The organism is Rahnella inusitata, assembly GCF_965118895.1.
Classification (GTDB): domain Bacteria; phylum Pseudomonadota; class Gammaproteobacteria; order Enterobacterales; family Enterobacteriaceae; genus Rahnella; species Rahnella inusitata_A.
In genome coordinates this window covers 1-16,162 of sequence record NZ_CBCPJJ010000028.1, presented here as the reverse complement: position 1 = coordinate 16,162, position 16,162 = coordinate 1, and the positions used below count along the sequence as shown (strand labels likewise).

The following is a 16,162-nucleotide window of genomic DNA, read 5'->3' as shown; positions in this document are numbered from 1 at the left end:
CCGTCAAATATTTCACGGCGGGTATAACAGAGCGGGCAGTTAACAGTTAGCCCAACAAGTGGGTCTAAAACGCCATGATAGCTTCAACTTCACAATCATTGCATCTAGGCCAAAAGCTCATTGCTATACTGCAAGGCGTAATGGCCATTTTTTTCTGCTCCTGGCCTCTCCAGATACGTGACAGAACCTCGCAATACAGTGTGCGCACTCAGTATTTATCTCGGGGGCTTGAAAAGTAAAACAGAGCCGGAAGGTGTCGTTTGAAGAACCGTAAAACCTCGACGCAGTAGCATATCGGTCATGTGCTTTGATTTAGCCAAGCATTTTGCCTGCATAGGATGATGGCTATTGTTTTCAATCCAATCTGACAGTAGCGTTGAAGCGTATCCCTTACCGCGAAAAGCTTTAGTAATACCGATAGCCCTTATCTCCAAGCAAGGTTGACCATTCAGATCTGGTACTGTCATAAGCCAGATATAGCCAATCCTTTGCTTATTAGACTCTCGAGTGAGGATATAGAAAAAATGCCCAGTGTATTGTCCTGCTTCGCCCTTTCGTATCACCTCCCTGATTTGCTTTTCTACAATCTTGCTTCCTCCTGCCTTTGAGAATTCTTTCGAGAAAGAGCCCATGCTTGCCCCATCTTCGAATTCGTCCATGATAAACGGCATATCTTGTGCGGTTAAAGCGCGCGAATATAAATCACCCATAGTTTCCCCTTTCATAACTAAACCAATATGTTCTCTACCTATAAAAGCATTAAGCCGTTAAAATGTGTAGGGATTTTGATGAAGCCTACCTTATATTCCCGCATAAAAAGTGGGTAAGCTGCAACCAGCCAAAATATCCGTTTTTTTACTATTAGTAAGTTGTCTGAATCAGAAAAAACAATCAGCTATCCCTGAGCAAGTCACTCTGGGCATTTAGCGTCTCAATCGGCCACTCCATCGCTACTTTATGTGACTCTCCAAGCTGTTGCAGAAATATCAGAGTTTCCTGCATAGTCGCCTACCGCTGGGAATTGGTGGAGGTGTGTCAGAGTGGGAACATTTTTATTGCTATTACACACTGTATATTGCTGAACGGGGAAGTAAGAAAGAGTTTGCTATTGCTGGCCAGTTCACTGACCAGCGGGTTCAGATTGGTTTAAGAGTGGGGTTACGGCTATGCACAATGATGAATATCTCTTTCCCCTTGGGTTGCTCAGAATAAACCAGATAGCCGATCTCCTTCAGTTGCTCAAGTGCAATACGGATAATTCGATTTTGTTCTTTAGTAGGAGAAAGCAGCGCTAATCGCGACCGTATTCTACTGAAGGAGATTGGAACTGGGTTGGTTGGTAGGCTTTCAATGTAGGTATAAAGTGCCTGGGCAGCTTCTTTCCGCATGAGAGCATTGATGGGTTTATAGCGAAGAAGAACTGTATAATCAGCGGCATAGAGTTCCCATAAACGTTGGTCGGCCTCGAGCTCAATAATGTCTTTATCGACGTCAAATGAACCAGTTTTCAGTAGCCCTGTAACTGAAGCCCCTTTAGCATTATCCCGCGAGAAAGTTATTGTCTTACCTCGAATGCGAGTCAAAGAATTCATTATGCTTTCACGCAGACGTTTATCGAAGCGTTTGGATTCGAACTTACACATTGAAGCAAATTCTTTGAAAGGTAGGCTAATCGTGTTTGTATTGAGGCCATACTTAGAAAATGCTTGGATAATACCCACCCAGACCTTGAAATCCACGGCCATGTTAAGCCGTTCACCGGTGATTTTTACGTTGTCGTAACCTTCCCGTTTCGCAAATTCCAGCCCAGATAGAACTGATGACGCATCAATTGTCGTCTTTACTCCTTTACCTGGCCTGCTCGCGGGGACAAATACATCAAGACGCATCAGAGCTACAGGCTGTACAGTTGCGCTGTTAGTAACTGTGAGTTTCGTGTTGACAGTTTCGTCTCTTTTATTAATCGCCTCACCAATAAAAACCTTATCTGTCATAGACTAATCCAAGTGTATAATAAGTAATGAATTTATGTGGATAAAACGAGAGTTCTCCCGCTTTGACACACCATTTTACCCAATACTACACACCATTTACCCACTTTGACACACCAAATTCCCGCTTCGACACACCATTTGCCCACTTCGACACACCAAAAGTGGTGTATTTCCATGATTTTTATAGATTTCTGGCGAGTGGGATCAGTTAGGGATCTAAAAAGGATCTAATAGGATTATTTAGGGGTCACACCCTGTAGATATGTGTATAACTTTACTACTGTTATTTATGAAATAACCTTTGTATAAGGATGTCGCTGCAAGCAGCTCCTCTACTGTGGCGTAAACGCCTATTAAGTAGCTCCCGCAAGCGGGCCCCGGATCCGAGCTAGAGCGACCGTACAGCGCCGCAAGCGGCGCTTACGCCAGGATACAGCTCGCAAGCTCGCTAACCTGGACGTCGCATCAACAAATATGTCTGCTGAAAGTCAGCATAGCTTAGCAGGGAGGGAGGTGGATCGAGGGATCTTTTTGGATCTAAACCGGCAAAGCCGGGTCACCGCCGGCTTAACCTACTGTGGTATTTTTAACTCTGAAGCCGGCTGCAAAAACAGCCCTATCAACTGAAAGTTATTGGCATGTTGCATAAGCAGGCATTATTTTTTCAAATCAGAATAAAACATTGAATTCTGAAGGTGGCCGTTTGCCACGGAATACCTAGTAACGCATTTTGATATCTATAGTTGCTGTAATATCGCTTTTACCACTGATGTAAGTCCGACCGCTTAAAACAATGAGCATGACCCGGATAACTTCAACTTCACTTGTATCATCAGGCATCTTCAAATCTATTCTTAACTGTTTCAATGCAGCATTCTCATTACCATCTATGTGATAGATTACGGTCTTTCCACCAGATTCTTTTAATTTTTCCGTATACCGTTGATAGCGCTCTTTGGATGTTAAAGGAGCGTTCTTCCCTTTTGGCCTGCCAGGCCTTTTGCTGGATGTGATCATTTTGAACCTGTAACACTTTACTGTTATATTTATGTGATATATATTTGTATCATTAAGTGGTTAGTAGAATCAAAATTTTAAAATCGCTTTGAGGATTAATTTTTTTGCGCATGCGCAAAATGGCAAGCTGAAAACAACGCTATTACGGTCGAAATAGCTTGGGTGTATAACACTTATCTGTTATATTTTAAGTCGTCAGGTAAGAACCTGACGCAGGATAGTGAATCCATAACCGGAGATTTGTCAGATGGCAAAGCCAGTTCCAACTACTCGTAAGACTGTGTTAAAAAGCACCCTTTCACGTAAGGTCATCGAGAACATTCGTAAAAAATGCCCTGTCATTGCCAATGGCAATGCTAAGGGAGGCGTAGGAAAAACAACTACCGCAGCTCATGAAATTTGGCATGGTGTTGACCTTAAACTCAAGGTTTTAGCGATTGATTTCGATAAACATTTAACGGATGTATTTTTTGAAACATCCACTCCAGAACTTCCTGACTATGCCGTAGCCAGTGACATGTTCACCAGTGAAGGTATTCAAAAGCCTATCTATCAGGTCCCTGGATATGAAAATTTCTATTTTCTGCCAGCCGATCACAATCTAAAAGATGTCGATGGAATCTCCTTCGACCAAGGCGTCTATGAATATCCGGCACAACAAATAAAAACATTACGTGAGCAGTTCGACCTAATCATTATTGATTCCCCTCCCAGTGAAGGTAACAGGCAACAGGCGACGTTGTTGAGCTCGACGACTACCGTTTTAGTCAGTGAGTTAAACAAAATTTCAGTGAACGGTGTTACCGACGTATTGGGGATCACTGATTCTCTTATAAGTGCAATCAATGAGAGTTATGGCTACGAACGCTACGAAATGCCTGACTGTATTATCGTCCCAAATAAATATGATTCGCGGCGCAAGAGGGATAAAGAGTTTTATGAAATGCTCAAGTCTTTCGATCTAAATCTTACCCCCCTGCTGCCTTATCGCGCGCCAATTAGTGCAGCGCTAAGTGACGCTCAGCCGGTGTGGAAATACAAAGACGGAAATGCCCGAATGGCCGCAAAAGAAATGAAATTGGTTTTGGATCATATTTTTACTGAGGTATCGAAATGAACAAGTTAAACAATCCGTTGGGTAAATCTTTAAGCAACCTTTCCAATCTGGCGTCTAAAAAAACAAATAACAATGCTGGCCAGATTATTTTGGTAAAACCATCAGAGTGCTATACCGACGGCAATCCGCGTACTGAGTTCGACGCTCTGTTAGTGGCATCAATTACGAAAGACTTCCTTGACCCGACTGTTGGACAGCAAGAGCCTTGCCATGTCTATCCAAAGGATGAAAAAGGGTACAGAATGCAGCATGGTGCAACACGCTTACTGTGCGCAAATCAAGCTGCACTTGTAAATCCAGACTTCATGCTTAAGGTTATCCCTGATGCCACTCTTAAGAACAAACCTGAGCATGTAAGACTATGGGAGCAAGGTAGTAACAACATTAAACGTAATAACATGTCTTTGCCAGACCGTGCCAATTTCATCGCAAACTATATGGAATTAGCCAAAAGTGAAGGTGTTAAAGTCACTCAAGCTGAAATAGCAGAACGTCTTGGAATGAGCGGCGGAGCATCGGCTGTGTCGCGGCTACTTAAGCTGCGAGATATGCCGATGGAGCTGAATGAAGTTTATAAATCAGGAGTAACGGAAGACGTCGAAACATTAGCTAATCTGGTTGAAATTTATAACGACGATATTGAGCTTTTCAGAGAATTAATTGCATTACCGGAGTTGGATCGTGCAATCGTTCGCAAAGCGAAGAAAAGCGGGACATTAGCTCAACAACCAGTGCTAGTAAAACCATCCACGACAGCGCCAACACCGAGTTTAGAACCGAACCAGAATGTAGTTGCTGATGTAACCAACAATGTTGAAATTGCGCATGCGCAAAATTCAGAAGTTGTCACGTCAGAATCCGGCTTTGGAATTGACCAGCAAGAACCGAATGAATCAGCCAAAAACATCACTGAAAGTAGCCAAGAAACAAATGTAGAAACAGGTGGCAATGACCCTGACAATTCAGATACAAGAACAACTCCAGACACTAATTCTAAAACTAAAAAAGCATATCTAAAAGCAACTATTTTTGGCGAAGTTAATGGTGAAAGTTGCATCTTGGTGACTAAGATTGAAGATGAAAATCCTATTCCAGGCCCAAGGGGTAAAGGAGGCACCGCCTATGTTCAAATCGGTGGTGAAGTGAAGGCAGTTCCAGCAGAAAACTTCGTTTTCAAGTCCGTCAGTTACCATTCGTGAGGGATTGATGTATTCACTTCTAATCAAAGATCGGGCTTACCCGATCTCTGTTTTTCTAAGCTATATGATGCGGGTGAAAGAAATCACCCGCTCAGAAGCCATACTGATGCTTACTCATGCGGCGGTAGGTTTGGATATGCGGAAACAGTTAACTCCTCCAGCAAACAATACTGTTTCAGAATGGGGTCGGTCTACAGATACGCCCTTATGGGCTGTTGTTAGTGCAATGAAACTGTTAGAACATTATCGGAAAGTTCCTTACAGCGATCAGGAGTGGGCTTTCTGGGCATTTGCAACAGCGGAATGCAGCACATGTTCTGAACAACTTCCAAAGTATACTGGCAAAAAAGGGATATGGTTTAAAAAGGCAATGCATTTCCGGTCTATGTATGAAAGTCGGGGGAATTTAAGAAAGAAACATAAAGATTGCTCCTGGCCTAATGTAGCCGCGAAGGTGGAAATTTTTGCCAAGGGAAATGAATTAGACTCCTTTACACTACCTCAGATTTATATGGACATTAGTCAATCATTAAAAGTATTCAATATTGTTAACGAAAAATTGAAAGCTAATATCGAATTTACGCTTGAGGACATTGATTCCATAACAAAAAATGAATTGACGGAACAAGAGTTACTGAGCAAATTAATCACTACAATTCAAGAGCTTACAAATCTCGGAGTAACTGAGCGCCTTAGCAACGGTAATATTAAATTCACATTATAAGCTAATCTTTTTTACTTTCTCCTTTGCTGATATTTACCGATTCCACTATAGTGCGCAACCAGGTGTTTGTTGTACTTCGGGCAACACCTTGTCTTTGGAGTTCTGGAATCATTCTGTCATGAAGCGTTTTAAAAAAAATTTTACCATAAAGAAAGGCAATGTCCTGCCGATAACGCTCATGTATAGCTTTCAATTGTAATTTGATCCAAATACAGTCATCGGCATGTGCGATTGTCGGAAGAACAATATATTTGAGGTTTTCTTCGAGTTTCTTCTTTTCGGCAAAGGTTAACTTTTTCATATAAAAATCCTCACATGGATGACTGATTAATAATACCTCAGAGGCATAAAATGTGGAAAGAACAAGTAGTTAATAATCCAACGGTATGTTGTGATGTAGAATCATACCAACGGAAATATTTTTACTTAGGGGATTTTGCAAAGGAATTGATAAATGTTCTCCCGCGCTCCCCAGAATCGTTTACACACCTACTAAGCAGCTGCTTCAGCACTTCAGTGCGAGTAAAGGTTGAGTATCTGGAAGAGATGATCTCTTTTATCACAGACAAAGTAGGCTCTCAAACTATTGAAAAGCATTTAGCAATGGCAGACATGACCAAGGTTCTGCCATTGAAAGGTAAAGTGAGCGTCAGCCAGGAAGTGATAGCTATGTCGGACGAAGATGGCTTAAACCTATCTGTTCTTGTCACAAGGCACATGTTCCGCGACTACAGTGAAACGCCTAGCTGTGTACGCCAACAATCAGAAAGAGACCTGTGTAAACAGCAGGGGCAATTTGTCACTCACTATAAATTCGCGGATAACACCGTGACGATCAGCACAGGACTAGATCATTTCGAAACACGTATTGAACGCCTGTAAAAATTATTACTCAATTATTGAGGGTTAAATATCGCCGCGTATAGCCCTCAATAATTTCATTGGATTTCTACCGCCGCTCAATGCCGCCACCCGCTGGCAGTAATGCCCAACCGCCCTCCCCAACCTGTTGTAATGAGTAGCTTGTTTATTTGAAAGCACGCAGCACTGTAATTTTGGTAGTTCAGGGTTTTTCAGTAACAGTTTGAAAAGTTTGATGTTATTGACAGATTGAGAACGTGCAGGAACAAGTTCAAAAATGGCCTCAATTAGAGTATCAATACTAAACCCATAATATGAAAGAATAAGTTCTCCGTCCGAGATCTGTTCATAGCAAACTGTTTCTGCCTTGATAACTGACGATATAGAGTTCTCAGATGCCCAGGCTGCATATATTAAACCTTCAGCGTGTGTAAGACCCTTGATAATTGTTAGTTGACGAGTTACGTCATTAACAAAATAATTCATTATTGTATCCCAGATTTAAAATTACATACTAGCAGTAATCACCCGCGTATGGCACTAATCTACGTATGATCCGGCCAAACTCATTTATGAGAACGCGACGCATTATAATAAAAGATAAATCAATTTCACAAAATGTGAATTTTCTCTTGTTCGTTAATATTACCTATGTTAAGGTTATATCAGATAAGGGCATTGCGCCCACAACCGGAGAAAATCATGAAAGTGATTGTTAAATTTAGAACCGTAGAAGTAACTTATAATACGGGAGTAGTAGCGGCTATTAAATGTAAAACAATTTCTGATGCTTTGTCATTCGACAAGCATTTTAAAAATGCGATCATCAAACGCGAACGCGCATGCAACGATGAAAGTTACCTTCAAGAATTTTATGCGTATCTTAAATCTAAAGGTTTGGTAGAAAGACAGTGCTATGAAAGCCACTTGAATCTGCAAAGAAAAGCTCATCTTGTCAGTATGTTACCAACAAGAATTGTTGCCGGAGGCATACATGCATCATGAGCGTACTTATGTTTGCTATAGCAGTTTTCGGCGAAAACTAGGAATTATTAAACTTAAGTCAAATTCGGATGACCTTAAGGAAATATTCATAGATAATAAAATTCTTATTAAAGACAAGTACCCTGGAACAGCCTTCATAAAGCTACACAAAGCAAATTCTGTATAAAAAATAGACTTCACAAGTCGAATATAAATTAATAACAATTTTTACGTTAGTACTAACGCAAACTAATTTAAGGAATGAATTATATGAACGCTATTAAATCTGTGGTTTTCGCTGCTGCCCTTACGGCATTTTCAGCCTCCGCATCCCCTGCATCTGCCTTAGACAAAGAGATTGCCGTGTCCAACGTTTCCGTAGCCTATAACCAGCCATTCTATATTCTGAAAGGTGTGGTGAAGAACACTACTGATAAACCCCTTAACAACGTAAAGCTCAACATTAACGTTTATGAGCACGGTCGTGTTGTTGATACAATTACAGCGGTAGTGAAAGCAGTTGAGCCTGGTCAATCTGCCAACTGGCAAACGCCAACCACTAAAACGTTTAATAAATATTTAATTGATCAAATCGTTGCTGACTAACTCTGGTAGTCAGATATAAGAAAGAATTCGGCCCGTAGCGGGCCGTTTTTTTTGATATCTAACGACGTAAGATCAGTAAGTTTTAGGATCAGCACCCTTCTCTTGCTTCCCTCTTTGCGCCCTTCCCTCTATCAGGTTGCTGGATTGCTTTTGTGAGCTCAGTTCACATCGTACATGACTGCCTGTTTCTCCATCAAACCACCACATATGAAGTACATAGCTATGGTGTCTGGGGATGCTGACGCGCCGTTGGCTTGTCCAACCCTGGGGCCGCTAAGAAAGGATTTCTTGGCGGCTCCAGGGTTATGTTTAACGGCCACGGTCGAGGAAAAATATGGGATCAACTTTAAAGCGTTGAGATAAGTTTTTGATATGTGGGATAGTCAGAGCGCGCTGTCCACTCAGAATCTGGGAAACTAACGATGCAACACCAAGCTCCTCCCGGAGATCAGCAGCTTTCAATCCATAGTGTTGCATTAAAACTTTTAATGCCGGAACGCCGCTGGTCATCTCACCTGTCTCAGCATTAAATAGGATAACTTCTGCCAATTGCTTTTCATAATCGACAATGGACTGAGATACCAGTTTGAGTAGGATTCTATGGTCGCCCTTTTCACCAATCAGTTTTGAAGCCAGTTCCAGGGCTTCAGAGTATTGGATGTTATCTTTTATTCCCATAAGCCAAGGTAATTCAGTGACCAGACTATTAATTAGCTTTTGTATGATTTCTGTATTCATGCAACCTTCTTCACTTCAATTTTTTTGGCGATCAAAACTTCGTTCTCGAAATCTATTTGTGCTGTGAGAATAATTAAGTTTTGGGAAAAAGGAAGCAACCAAGTTGAGGTATCTTTGTCGTACAACTGACAACCAGGAAAGACCTGTTGCAGAACTGCTGGTGAACATACCTTCCTCATCCGTTTAAGTAGCTGAAAAGTAGCCGATATCGCGGCCCTTTGTTTTATATGTGATTGATAAGATTCAGTAAATGTAAGGGTTGATAGTATAATCATATGAATTCCCTAGTCGTTTAATACTGATAGGTATAACACAGAACTGAAACAATAAAAAATAAATTTCACAATTTGTGAATTTATAAGTAATAGTAATCGTATGTGATACTATTAATCGCTGGTTAAAATTAATAGGATAATAAAATGGAGCAGTTCGATTACTTGTCTGAAGTATTCAGAGATAACGTATTAGGGTCATTTGGTTCTTTTGTCACTTCTTTCAAATCAAATAATTTAAATATTGATAATATAGATAATGAAATATATATGTGGAATTGTCAGCAGATATCAGCTCATATCAATACCTATATAAGCACCAATGGATTAGAGCTCGCCACGGGTAGACGCCTATTTGTATTTGCACCTAATCCCAAGCAATCTGCTCATGCTATCCGTAACACGCATTACTACCAGGATGCCGGAGCGTTGTGTGAATGCGAATACGATACGATTGAAGAGGCGGTGATCAATTGCCTCATCAACTACCCCAATGCAGTACAAAGTCCTGGACTATTGGACCTATGGATGAGCACGTCGAAGTTTGCAATGGCTTTACAGTTGGATATGGCAAGCTAAAGGTTCATTCAGTCGCCACAGGAAGGATTAGATCAAGGTGATGATTTAAAAAAAAACCTTATTATGATACAAAATAGTATCATAATAAGGTTGGTGAATTTTTGGGGAAAACAATGTACGAATACACAGATGTTTACGAAGAGGTGGAGTGTTGGGATGATGGGCAGCCGCTAATTTTGTCACGTCGTGAGGTGATTAACTATCTAAAACTCCATTACTTACTGACAGCAAAACAATGGTTTGAGTTTTTCGGCGAATCAGAAAATATCTGTAAAAATCAATATCCTGCAAAAGACGTCCTAATTTTTCTTGGGTACTGAATGATTTTGGTTTAGAGAATTTGCGCATGCGCAAAAAAGATGTGTCGTGGTTTGGATATTTGCGCATGCGCAAAAAAATGAATCAAGCATTAGAGCGATTCTTAATGAAATCTCTGATTTCAACGTTGCAGTATAAAGTTCACGTAATGTGAATTTCCTGCCACGTCTCACCATAATACTTTTAGAAGTTTCAACTAATAAGTTAGGCAATAGTCGATTGCAGGAAACTACATCAAGAAATTCGTGCCAGAGAACTGCAAAATTCCGAGATATCGAAACTGGTTTTGCAGAATAGGCGACATACTTTGCGAAATGGTATAACTACTGTGATTTACAATCTTTGGACCCAATACGAGGTGTGAGCAAACTGGTGGCAGGAAGACAAGGTACAAACGTTAAGTGACCACCGTATCTTCCATGTTAGACGCGCCGGCACCTAATACTAAAAATTCTAACGCGAAAATCCAGACTCAAAAATAGTCCTTTTCAATAAATACTGTGTTTAGATTTATGTTTATATAAACGTTTATTGTATTAACTCACAACTAATTTCCTAGGCGCTTTCCCCCCTTTTTTACTCATATACTGGTTAGTGATCGTCAGCAGAATTCCCGCCACGTATGGAGTTGACTCACCTAAAATGGACCCGAGACCTGACCGGCAGTAAATATTGGATAGCAGGGCAGGCTGTTCCAACCATTCCCTACATCTTGTGTCGGTCGCTGGTCGCTTTCTTATATACGTTGCCCAGACCCATCTTTGATTTTGCAGACATACAACAGGTGGGTCGAGCCTGACTACGGTCGTCACCGATGACTACTTGGAACTATCTCAAAATATCCAAAGAGCAGGGCATGTTTTCTACAGCACCGAATGTATTCCGTGACCGCCACGCGGCACTTCCCGGCAACGCCGGGGCCGCAAAGGATGCGGGCAAAGCCAGGTAGCTGAAGTGTGAAAGCACCAAAGCCGTGCCTTCACTGTAGACCGGCCGCTCCAGCTGCAAGGGTGCGCGTTGCCGGATACTCGCCCATTCTCAACGTTAACGGTGCATTCAGCCCGTTAACGTCTGCGCTGTGGCCTGCGTTCCGCCCCTGCATCTTCCGCTTTCCGCCGGTCTTTAGTGGCGGCACGGCAATGGTGCCGTTGAAGCGGAGATATTCTGATGCACAAACTCACAAAAGTGATTCTCGATAACGGCGAGATGGCGTTGTACCTGGATGGCTACTATCTGGGCAGTGAAGATGATAGCGGTGATCGCATTACCCTGGATGAGATCGCGACGGCATTGCAAAAGGTGCCGGGCATCTGCGCCCAGGACGTCACTCGCCCCTGTCCGGATCAGCAGGATTGGAGCTGGGGTGACGTGGCGGGAGAAATCTTTACGCCGGTAGTGAGCGGCTACAGCCATCGGGAGGTGACGGTCGAAGGCTTTATATCCAGGCTGTCGGCGTACCCTGCGGATACGCTCTGTTGCGGGACATTCTGGCTTGAGGATGACTTTCTTGAAGTAGATGAAACGTTAACGTCGGAGGAAATACACCGGGCAATGGAGATCGCCACCGATAATCACGATGCCAGTATTGGTTACAACTGGGACTCTCTCCGTTACGCCGCCGAGCTGGCCAAACAATAAAGCGCTTCCCCGCCGGCGACGGGGGGGAGTTTTGGACTGCGGATAAGGATGTCGTGATACTCCGCTTTTTCAGGGGTTGCCACGCTACCGCGCACCAACCCGGCTAAAAACGCCCCCTGATAGCCTGAGCTGCGACGGCTAACGCCGTGCCTTCACTGTAGACGGGCCGCTGCGTATGCAAGGGTTCGCTTCGCCGCTATCCTCACCCGTTCGCACTCATACACTCGGCGGTCTTCCCGTCGCGTGCTCGTTCAATATTCACTCGCCCGCCGTTCAGCCCACCTCCTTCCTTCGTTTGCGCTGCGGCCTCCGGTAGCGCCCCTGCATCCTCCGCTTTCCGCCCGTCTGTCGTGTCGGCACGGCGTAAGCCGGAACTGTGATCCCACAACCAGCGGAGAAAGGCACATGAGCACAACCACACCAGCCGTTTACGTCGGTACGTACCACAAATACAACTGCGGCAGCATCGCCGGGAAATGGCTCGATCTGACCGAGTTTGACGACGAGCAAGACTTTTTGGCAGCTTGCAGCAAGCTGCACGCCGATGAAGAAGACCCGGAGCTGATGTTTCAGGACTGGGAAGGGATCCCGTCCGGACTGGCGTCGGAAAGTCATGTGAACTGGGCGTTTATTGATGCCTACCGGCAGGCAAAGGAGGAAGGGCAGGGGGAGGCGTTTGTTGAATGGGCCGAGTATTTCAACGCCTGTGATTATGACGCGTTTCAGGAAGCGTATCAGGGTGAGGCCGAAAGTGAGGAAGACTATGCGCGCAATTATGCCGATGAAACGGGCTTACTCAATGATATGCCGGATTCACTGCTGAGCTATTTCGATTATGAAGCTTTTGGGCGCGATCTGTTCATGAACGGGCTGGTTTTAGTAAACGGCTACGTATTTTCTGAATGACACACTCACCGGCAGGGGGAACCCTGCCGTAAGGATAAAAAAATGAAACTGACATCTGAAACCCGCGAAACGCTGAAACACTATAAATTGTTGATTAACGCGAGCCGCCGCGAGGCCGGATTATCCCCGCTCAATACGACACAGATTTTGGACGATATTTGTGTTTATCTGAAATATCAGAACGCGGTATATCTCGGCGGAGCCTATATTCAGCAGGCGGGGATCAAAAAACTCAATAAGTAAGCGGTAAGAAACGGGCGGGGAGCCGCCTGTTATCGCGCTAAAACCCCTTTCTGGCTTCGCCTGGCGATAGCAGACCGCTCTGCGCCTTCGGCGCCGCGCGTCTCCGCTATCGCTGTAATGGATTGGAAGATAACAATGGACGGTCGCGGGCCGGTCAAATCATTCACTGAACGCCAATATCTTGCATGCGGCTTCGGTGCCGATTTTTCGATGTCCGAACTTCTCGATGCTGATTAAAGACATGACCCAAAATCCTACTCCGGCCCCCTTCGGCTCGCGGCCTGCGGCCGGTCGTCGAGCCCGACTGCGCTAACCGGCAAGCCGGTAAGCTTCGCGGAATCCCTGCGGGGTTCCGACCTGACGGCTAGGGTCTGATGGAGCACGTCAACACATGCAGCTGGCTTACGCCAGCGCGCTAACCGTACCGGCGATAGTACCGCCGGCACTTTTCGGCGCACCCCCGTTTCGCTGTCGCGCTCCGGCGTTGCGGCGGATCCCCGCTCATTGGTACTCCGGCATCCTCTTTCCGTTTAAGTCCCTTCGCCTGGGCTGATACCGACACAGTCCTCCTCGCTGTCCAGGGTAAATACACTCGCTGAGAATTTTTCTCGGCCACTTCGTTAGTCCTCCAAAAATTATCCGCTCGCCCTGGTCATCTTCGTCAGTCGGTGTCGTTTACGCCCTTGCGGCGAGGGGTCTCAAACGGGTGATGGCATACCAGAAGGGACCAAACAGCAGGTTCCCGCAAACGTCAAAACCGCGACAAGAGAAACTCAACGGGTGATGTGTGTAACCCCAAACGAAAAGGAAAGGCTTATGTGCGATCAGGAATGTGTATTACCGGAGGAGGGTGAGTTTACCCGCGAACAGGCAACCGCCGTCGCGTCTCAGTACAGTAACGTTGCGATTGAAGACGATAACGGGAAAGATTTTCGTCTTGTCGTGCGCGAGGGGGGCGAGATGGTGTGGCGTGGGTGGAATTTCGAGGCCGGTGCAGGATTTTGGCTTAACCGTTACATCAAAAGCTACGGCGTAAAAAACCAGACGGCGGGGAATTAATCATGAATACACCGGTAAATTCTAACCAAAATATCAGCACTGAGGCCCCCGCAGCGGGGGCCGTAACCTGTACGCCTGCCCAGCTTGGCGATCTGGTTTATCACATCCTCTGCTACGGGGCATTCTTCCAAAAATTCGAGCCGAGACTCTTACCGGCGGGCGCACAGGCCGAGATGTACAGGTGCGAAGAATCTCTTTCGTGGATTCTGGTCTGGTTTGTTAACGGACGACCGGTGATGGCCTGTGATTATTTTGACCATTTTACCTATGTCCTCGACCGCACGTTGTTAGCGGAGGCCGGACAGTGAACGCGATGAACGTGGTTCCCCTCGGCGTGGTGGACGTGGCGTATTACAGCAACCATGCGGCGCAGTACCTGCAAAACCTGCTTAAGACCGTTGAGGCATTGCAATTTTTACAGGAGGTGATCGACGAGTTATCCGCCGACCCCACCGTTGGCTGGAATTGCCAGACCAATTCGGTGTTAGGCGATGACCATATTTATTCCATCGAGCTGGAGATCGCCCCCATCTACGATGACGGCGAGTATGTAGAAACATTCACGTTAGAAGAAAGCATAACGGAGCCTGAGCGGGTTCACGCATTTTCGCTGTATTCCCGCGTTGCCGAGTCGTCAGATTTTGCGGGCGTGCAGCCACTGCATGATGCCGAATCACTCGCAGAATGCGAGATGATGGCTCTGTTAGCCGTGCGGCGTATAAATGCAATGAAGGCGAACCACGTCGAACCACGCTGGGGATAGTGTCACCTGAAACTAACCTCAAAGGTTATATTTGTAGTCTAAACTAACCTTTGAGGTTATAATTACCTCTCAAAAACCAATAATCCGAGTGAACATGGAAAAGAGAACTCCACATACGCGCCTTCATATCGTTCAGGGACTTGTTGCAGCAGGGAAGGTGAAAGCCACCAATACGGCGCTCAACGGCGCGGATGATTTAGGGCTGACATTTGATGATATGTGCAGTGCGATCCTGGGATTAACGGCAGCTGATTTTTTTAAAAGTATGACCACCTATAATGATCATACTGTCTGGCAGGACGTATACCGCCCGAAGTTGTCGTGTGGTGACGTATATCTAAAACTAACGGTCAGTAACGGTGTTTTGATCGTCTCATTCAAGGAGAAGTAATATGAAATGTTCCGTTTGTGGCGGTGCAGAACTTGAGTTTGGTATCAAAAAAGTCCCTTACTCATTCCGTGGCCGTAAAACAGTTATCGAGGCAGAAGGTGACCACTGTCCGGCGTGTGGTGAAGTCGTGATGGATCGTGAGCAGTCTATGGCCTACATGGCAAAGGTGAAGTCATTTAAGGCCAAAGTCATCGCGGAAACCATCGAACCTGAGTACATCATTCAGGTGCGTAAAAAACTTGAACTCACGCAGAAAGAGGCCAGCGAGATTTTTGGCGGGGGCGTGAATGCCTTTTCGCGTTATGAAAAGGGTAAGGCACAGCCACACCCTTCTATTATCAAACTCCTGCGCGTACTCGATCACCATCCCGAGTTATTGGATGAAGTGCGCAATCAGGCATAAGTGGGCAGGGGGGCGCTCCCTGACTTTTGCCGCGCTTAAAACACCCCAGCGGGCTACGCCCGCCAGTTCCTGAGACAGGCGGCGGCTGCGCCGCCCCTCTTCCCCGGTATGTGTCGGGGGCTTGTCTCTCTCTTCCCTTACTGTCTCTTCCTCTCCGGGCATTCTATATTCTTCGTTGTGCAGCTGCTGTGCGTCATTCTGTTGTTGTTATCACTCTCCGAACGTCTCCTGATCATTTTCTCCAAGACAAATTCCCCCCAGGGCATGGCCCCCTTCGGCTCCCGACCTGCGGCCGGTTGTCGAGCCCGACTGCGCTAACCGGCAAGCCGGTAAGCTTCGCGGAATCCCTC

Annotated in this window: 22 protein-coding genes; 16 read left to right on the top strand and 6 right to left on the bottom strand. The window is 45.1% G+C overall.

Annotated features, from left to right (window positions below; all coding sequences use genetic code 11):
- Nucleotides 1-215: 215 nt before the first annotated feature.
- The 3 genes from ACMHLI_RS22065 to ACMHLI_RS22055 all read right to left on the bottom strand — a co-directional run bounded on the left by ACMHLI_RS22065 (nucleotide 216) and on the right by ACMHLI_RS22055 (nucleotide 3,011).
- Nucleotides 216-710: a GNAT family N-acetyltransferase gene (locus ACMHLI_RS22065; RefSeq protein WP_119823542.1), complete on the bottom strand. Its 495-nt coding sequence runs from the start codon at nucleotides 708-710 to the stop codon at nucleotides 216-218.
- A gap of 426 nt (nucleotides 711-1,136) precedes the next feature.
- The gene (locus tag ACMHLI_RS22060) at nucleotides 1,137-1,994 is read right to left on the bottom strand and encodes a RepB family plasmid replication initiator protein (protein ID WP_119823540.1); all 858 of its coding nucleotides are present in this window, start codon (nucleotides 1,992-1,994) and stop codon (nucleotides 1,137-1,139) included.
- Nucleotides 1,995-2,711: 717 nt separating this feature from the next.
- Complete coding sequence (locus ACMHLI_RS22055; RefSeq protein WP_119823538.1) at nucleotides 2,712-3,011, bottom strand: hypothetical protein; 300 nt, start codon at nucleotides 3,009-3,011, stop codon at nucleotides 2,712-2,714.
- 247 nt (nucleotides 3,012-3,258) lie between these two features.
- Between ACMHLI_RS22055 and ACMHLI_RS22050 the strand changes: the two genes are divergently transcribed.
- Genes ACMHLI_RS22050 through ACMHLI_RS22040 form a run of 3 tightly spaced genes read left to right on the top strand, consistent with a single transcriptional unit; the run spans nucleotide 3,259 to nucleotide 6,051 of the window.
- Nucleotides 3,259-4,128, top strand: coding sequence for a ParA family protein (locus ACMHLI_RS22050; protein ID WP_119823535.1), 870 nt, complete (start codon nucleotides 3,259-3,261; stop codon nucleotides 4,126-4,128).
- Entirely contained in the window at nucleotides 4,125-5,327 is a 1,203-nt protein-coding gene (locus ACMHLI_RS22045; RefSeq protein ID WP_413531328.1) for a ParB/RepB/Spo0J family partition protein, read from the top strand. The genes ACMHLI_RS22050 and ACMHLI_RS22045 overlap by 4 nt, the downstream gene beginning before the upstream one ends.
- Nucleotides 5,328-5,334: 7 nt before the next feature.
- Nucleotides 5,335-6,051 carry a hypothetical protein gene (locus tag ACMHLI_RS22040; protein ID WP_413531327.1) on the top strand — a complete coding sequence of 239 codons (717 nt, stop codon included), beginning with the start codon at nucleotides 5,335-5,337 and terminating at the stop codon, nucleotides 6,049-6,051.
- A gap of 1 nt (nucleotide 6,052) precedes the next feature.
- On the opposite strand, the gene ACMHLI_RS22035 is transcribed toward ACMHLI_RS22040, so the two are convergent.
- Nucleotides 6,053-6,352 (bottom strand): hypothetical protein, encoded by a 300-nt coding sequence (locus tag ACMHLI_RS22035; protein WP_119823529.1) that lies wholly within the window; start codon nucleotides 6,350-6,352, stop codon nucleotides 6,053-6,055.
- A 50-nt stretch (nucleotides 6,353-6,402) separates the two neighbouring features.
- Between ACMHLI_RS22035 and ACMHLI_RS22030 the strand changes: the two genes are divergently transcribed.
- Complete coding sequence (locus ACMHLI_RS22030) at nucleotides 6,403-6,933, top strand: hypothetical protein (RefSeq protein WP_119823525.1); 531 nt, start codon at nucleotides 6,403-6,405, stop codon at nucleotides 6,931-6,933.
- A 24-nt stretch (nucleotides 6,934-6,957) separates the two neighbouring features.
- Here ACMHLI_RS22030 and ACMHLI_RS22025 read toward each other — a convergent pair whose 3' ends face one another.
- Nucleotides 6,958-7,398, bottom strand: a complete 441-nt coding sequence (locus tag ACMHLI_RS22025; RefSeq protein WP_119823523.1) for a hypothetical protein — start codon at nucleotides 7,396-7,398, stop codon at nucleotides 6,958-6,960.
- A gap of 216 nt (nucleotides 7,399-7,614) precedes the next feature.
- Between ACMHLI_RS22025 and ACMHLI_RS22020 the strand changes: the two genes are divergently transcribed.
- Together ACMHLI_RS22020 and ACMHLI_RS22015 are read left to right on the top strand one after the other, a co-directional pair.
- Nucleotides 7,615-7,917: a hypothetical protein gene (locus tag ACMHLI_RS22020; RefSeq protein ID WP_413531326.1), complete on the top strand. Its 303-nt coding sequence runs from the start codon at nucleotides 7,615-7,617 to the stop codon at nucleotides 7,915-7,917.
- 249 nt (nucleotides 7,918-8,166) lie between these two features.
- A complete protein-coding gene (locus ACMHLI_RS22015; protein ID WP_413531325.1) occupies nucleotides 8,167-8,502 on the top strand; it encodes an FxLYD domain-containing protein in 336 nt (111 codons plus the stop codon).
- A 309-nt stretch (nucleotides 8,503-8,811) separates the two neighbouring features.
- Here ACMHLI_RS22015 and ACMHLI_RS22010 read toward each other — a convergent pair whose 3' ends face one another.
- Entirely contained in the window at nucleotides 8,812-9,240 is a 429-nt protein-coding gene (locus ACMHLI_RS22010) for a transcriptional regulator (RefSeq protein WP_119823517.1), read from the bottom strand.
- 419 nt (nucleotides 9,241-9,659) lie between these two features.
- Here ACMHLI_RS22010 and ACMHLI_RS22005 point away from each other — a divergent pair, with 419 nt between their 5' ends.
- The 10 genes from ACMHLI_RS22005 to ACMHLI_RS21960 all read left to right on the top strand — a co-directional run bounded on the left by ACMHLI_RS22005 (nucleotide 9,660) and on the right by ACMHLI_RS21960 (nucleotide 15,812).
- Nucleotides 9,660-10,091 (top strand): hypothetical protein, encoded by a 432-nt coding sequence (locus ACMHLI_RS22005; protein ID WP_119823513.1) that lies wholly within the window; start codon nucleotides 9,660-9,662, stop codon nucleotides 10,089-10,091.
- Between the two features lie 1,132 nt (nucleotides 10,092-11,223).
- Entirely contained in the window at nucleotides 11,224-11,358 is a 135-nt protein-coding gene (locus tag ACMHLI_RS22000; RefSeq protein WP_413531324.1) for a hypothetical protein, read from the top strand.
- Nucleotides 11,359-11,576: 218 nt separating this feature from the next.
- Complete coding sequence (locus tag ACMHLI_RS21995) at nucleotides 11,577-12,047, top strand: hypothetical protein (RefSeq protein ID WP_413531323.1); 471 nt, start codon at nucleotides 11,577-11,579, stop codon at nucleotides 12,045-12,047.
- A 405-nt stretch (nucleotides 12,048-12,452) separates the two neighbouring features.
- Nucleotides 12,453-12,953, top strand: coding sequence for an antirestriction protein ArdA (locus ACMHLI_RS21990; protein WP_413531322.1), 501 nt, complete (start codon nucleotides 12,453-12,455; stop codon nucleotides 12,951-12,953).
- 42 nt (nucleotides 12,954-12,995) lie between these two features.
- Nucleotides 12,996-13,196: a hypothetical protein gene (locus ACMHLI_RS21985; RefSeq protein WP_413531321.1), complete on the top strand. Its 201-nt coding sequence runs from the start codon at nucleotides 12,996-12,998 to the stop codon at nucleotides 13,194-13,196.
- A gap of 816 nt (nucleotides 13,197-14,012) precedes the next feature.
- Nucleotides 14,013-14,255 (top strand): DUF905 family protein, encoded by a 243-nt coding sequence (locus ACMHLI_RS21980; RefSeq protein ID WP_056777926.1) that lies wholly within the window; start codon nucleotides 14,013-14,015, stop codon nucleotides 14,253-14,255.
- 2 nt (nucleotides 14,256-14,257) lie between these two features.
- A complete protein-coding gene (locus ACMHLI_RS21975) occupies nucleotides 14,258-14,563 on the top strand; it encodes a hypothetical protein (RefSeq protein ID WP_183850747.1) in 306 nt (101 codons plus the stop codon).
- Between the two features lie 5 nt (nucleotides 14,564-14,568).
- On the top strand, nucleotides 14,569-15,018 hold the full coding sequence (locus ACMHLI_RS21970; RefSeq protein WP_413531369.1) for a hypothetical protein: 450 nt from the start codon (nucleotides 14,569-14,571) through the stop codon (nucleotides 15,016-15,018).
- A gap of 94 nt (nucleotides 15,019-15,112) precedes the next feature.
- Nucleotides 15,113-15,409, top strand: a complete 297-nt coding sequence (locus ACMHLI_RS21965; protein ID WP_013578314.1) for a type II toxin-antitoxin system MqsR family toxin — start codon at nucleotides 15,113-15,115, stop codon at nucleotides 15,407-15,409.
- A 1-nt stretch (nucleotide 15,410) separates the two neighbouring features.
- Nucleotides 15,411-15,812: a type II TA system antitoxin MqsA family protein gene (locus tag ACMHLI_RS21960; RefSeq protein ID WP_413531320.1), complete on the top strand. Its 402-nt coding sequence runs from the start codon at nucleotides 15,411-15,413 to the stop codon at nucleotides 15,810-15,812.
- Nucleotides 15,813-16,162 lie beyond the last annotated feature (350 nt).

Coding starts and splice junctions, on each gene's coding strand:
- ACMHLI_RS22040 (WP_413531327.1), top strand. CDS start 5,335: ATGTATTCACTTCTAATCAAAGATCGGGCTTACCCGATCTCTGTTTTT.
- ACMHLI_RS21990 (WP_413531322.1), top strand. CDS start 12,453: ATGAGCACAACCACACCAGCCGTTTACGTCGGTACGTACCACAAATAC.
- ACMHLI_RS22030 (WP_119823525.1), top strand. CDS start 6,403: ATGTGGAAAGAACAAGTAGTTAATAATCCAACGGTATGTTGTGATGTA.
- ACMHLI_RS22055 (WP_119823538.1), bottom strand. CDS start 3,011: ATGATCACATCCAGCAAAAGGCCTGGCAGGCCAAAAGGGAAGAACGCT.
- ACMHLI_RS22050 (WP_119823535.1), top strand. CDS start 3,259: ATGGCAAAGCCAGTTCCAACTACTCGTAAGACTGTGTTAAAAAGCACC.
- ACMHLI_RS21960 (WP_413531320.1), top strand. CDS start 15,411: ATGAAATGTTCCGTTTGTGGCGGTGCAGAACTTGAGTTTGGTATCAAA.
- ACMHLI_RS22035 (WP_119823529.1), bottom strand. CDS start 6,352: ATGAAAAAGTTAACCTTTGCCGAAAAGAAGAAACTCGAAGAAAACCTC.
- ACMHLI_RS21980 (WP_056777926.1), top strand. CDS start 14,013: ATGTGCGATCAGGAATGTGTATTACCGGAGGAGGGTGAGTTTACCCGC.
- ACMHLI_RS21995 (WP_413531323.1), top strand. CDS start 11,577: ATGCACAAACTCACAAAAGTGATTCTCGATAACGGCGAGATGGCGTTG.
- ACMHLI_RS21965 (WP_013578314.1), top strand. CDS start 15,113: ATGGAAAAGAGAACTCCACATACGCGCCTTCATATCGTTCAGGGACTT.
- ACMHLI_RS22065 (WP_119823542.1), bottom strand. CDS start 710: ATGGGTGATTTATATTCGCGCGCTTTAACCGCACAAGATATGCCGTTT.
- ACMHLI_RS22005 (WP_119823513.1), top strand. CDS start 9,660: ATGGAGCAGTTCGATTACTTGTCTGAAGTATTCAGAGATAACGTATTA.
- ACMHLI_RS21975 (WP_183850747.1), top strand. CDS start 14,258: ATGAATACACCGGTAAATTCTAACCAAAATATCAGCACTGAGGCCCCC.
- ACMHLI_RS22010 (WP_119823517.1), bottom strand. CDS start 9,240: ATGAATACAGAAATCATACAAAAGCTAATTAATAGTCTGGTCACTGAA.
- ACMHLI_RS22020 (WP_413531326.1), top strand. CDS start 7,615: ATGAAAGTGATTGTTAAATTTAGAACCGTAGAAGTAACTTATAATACG.
- ACMHLI_RS22025 (WP_119823523.1), bottom strand. CDS start 7,398: ATGAATTATTTTGTTAATGACGTAACTCGTCAACTAACAATTATCAAG.
- ACMHLI_RS22015 (WP_413531325.1), top strand. CDS start 8,167: ATGAACGCTATTAAATCTGTGGTTTTCGCTGCTGCCCTTACGGCATTT.
- ACMHLI_RS22000 (WP_413531324.1), top strand. CDS start 11,224: ATGACTACTTGGAACTATCTCAAAATATCCAAAGAGCAGGGCATGTTT.
- ACMHLI_RS22045 (WP_413531328.1), top strand. CDS start 4,125: ATGAACAAGTTAAACAATCCGTTGGGTAAATCTTTAAGCAACCTTTCC.
- ACMHLI_RS21985 (WP_413531321.1), top strand. CDS start 12,996: ATGAAACTGACATCTGAAACCCGCGAAACGCTGAAACACTATAAATTG.
- ACMHLI_RS21970 (WP_413531369.1), top strand. CDS start 14,569: ATGAACGTGGTTCCCCTCGGCGTGGTGGACGTGGCGTATTACAGCAAC.
- ACMHLI_RS22060 (WP_119823540.1), bottom strand. CDS start 1,994: ATGACAGATAAGGTTTTTATTGGTGAGGCGATTAATAAAAGAGACGAA.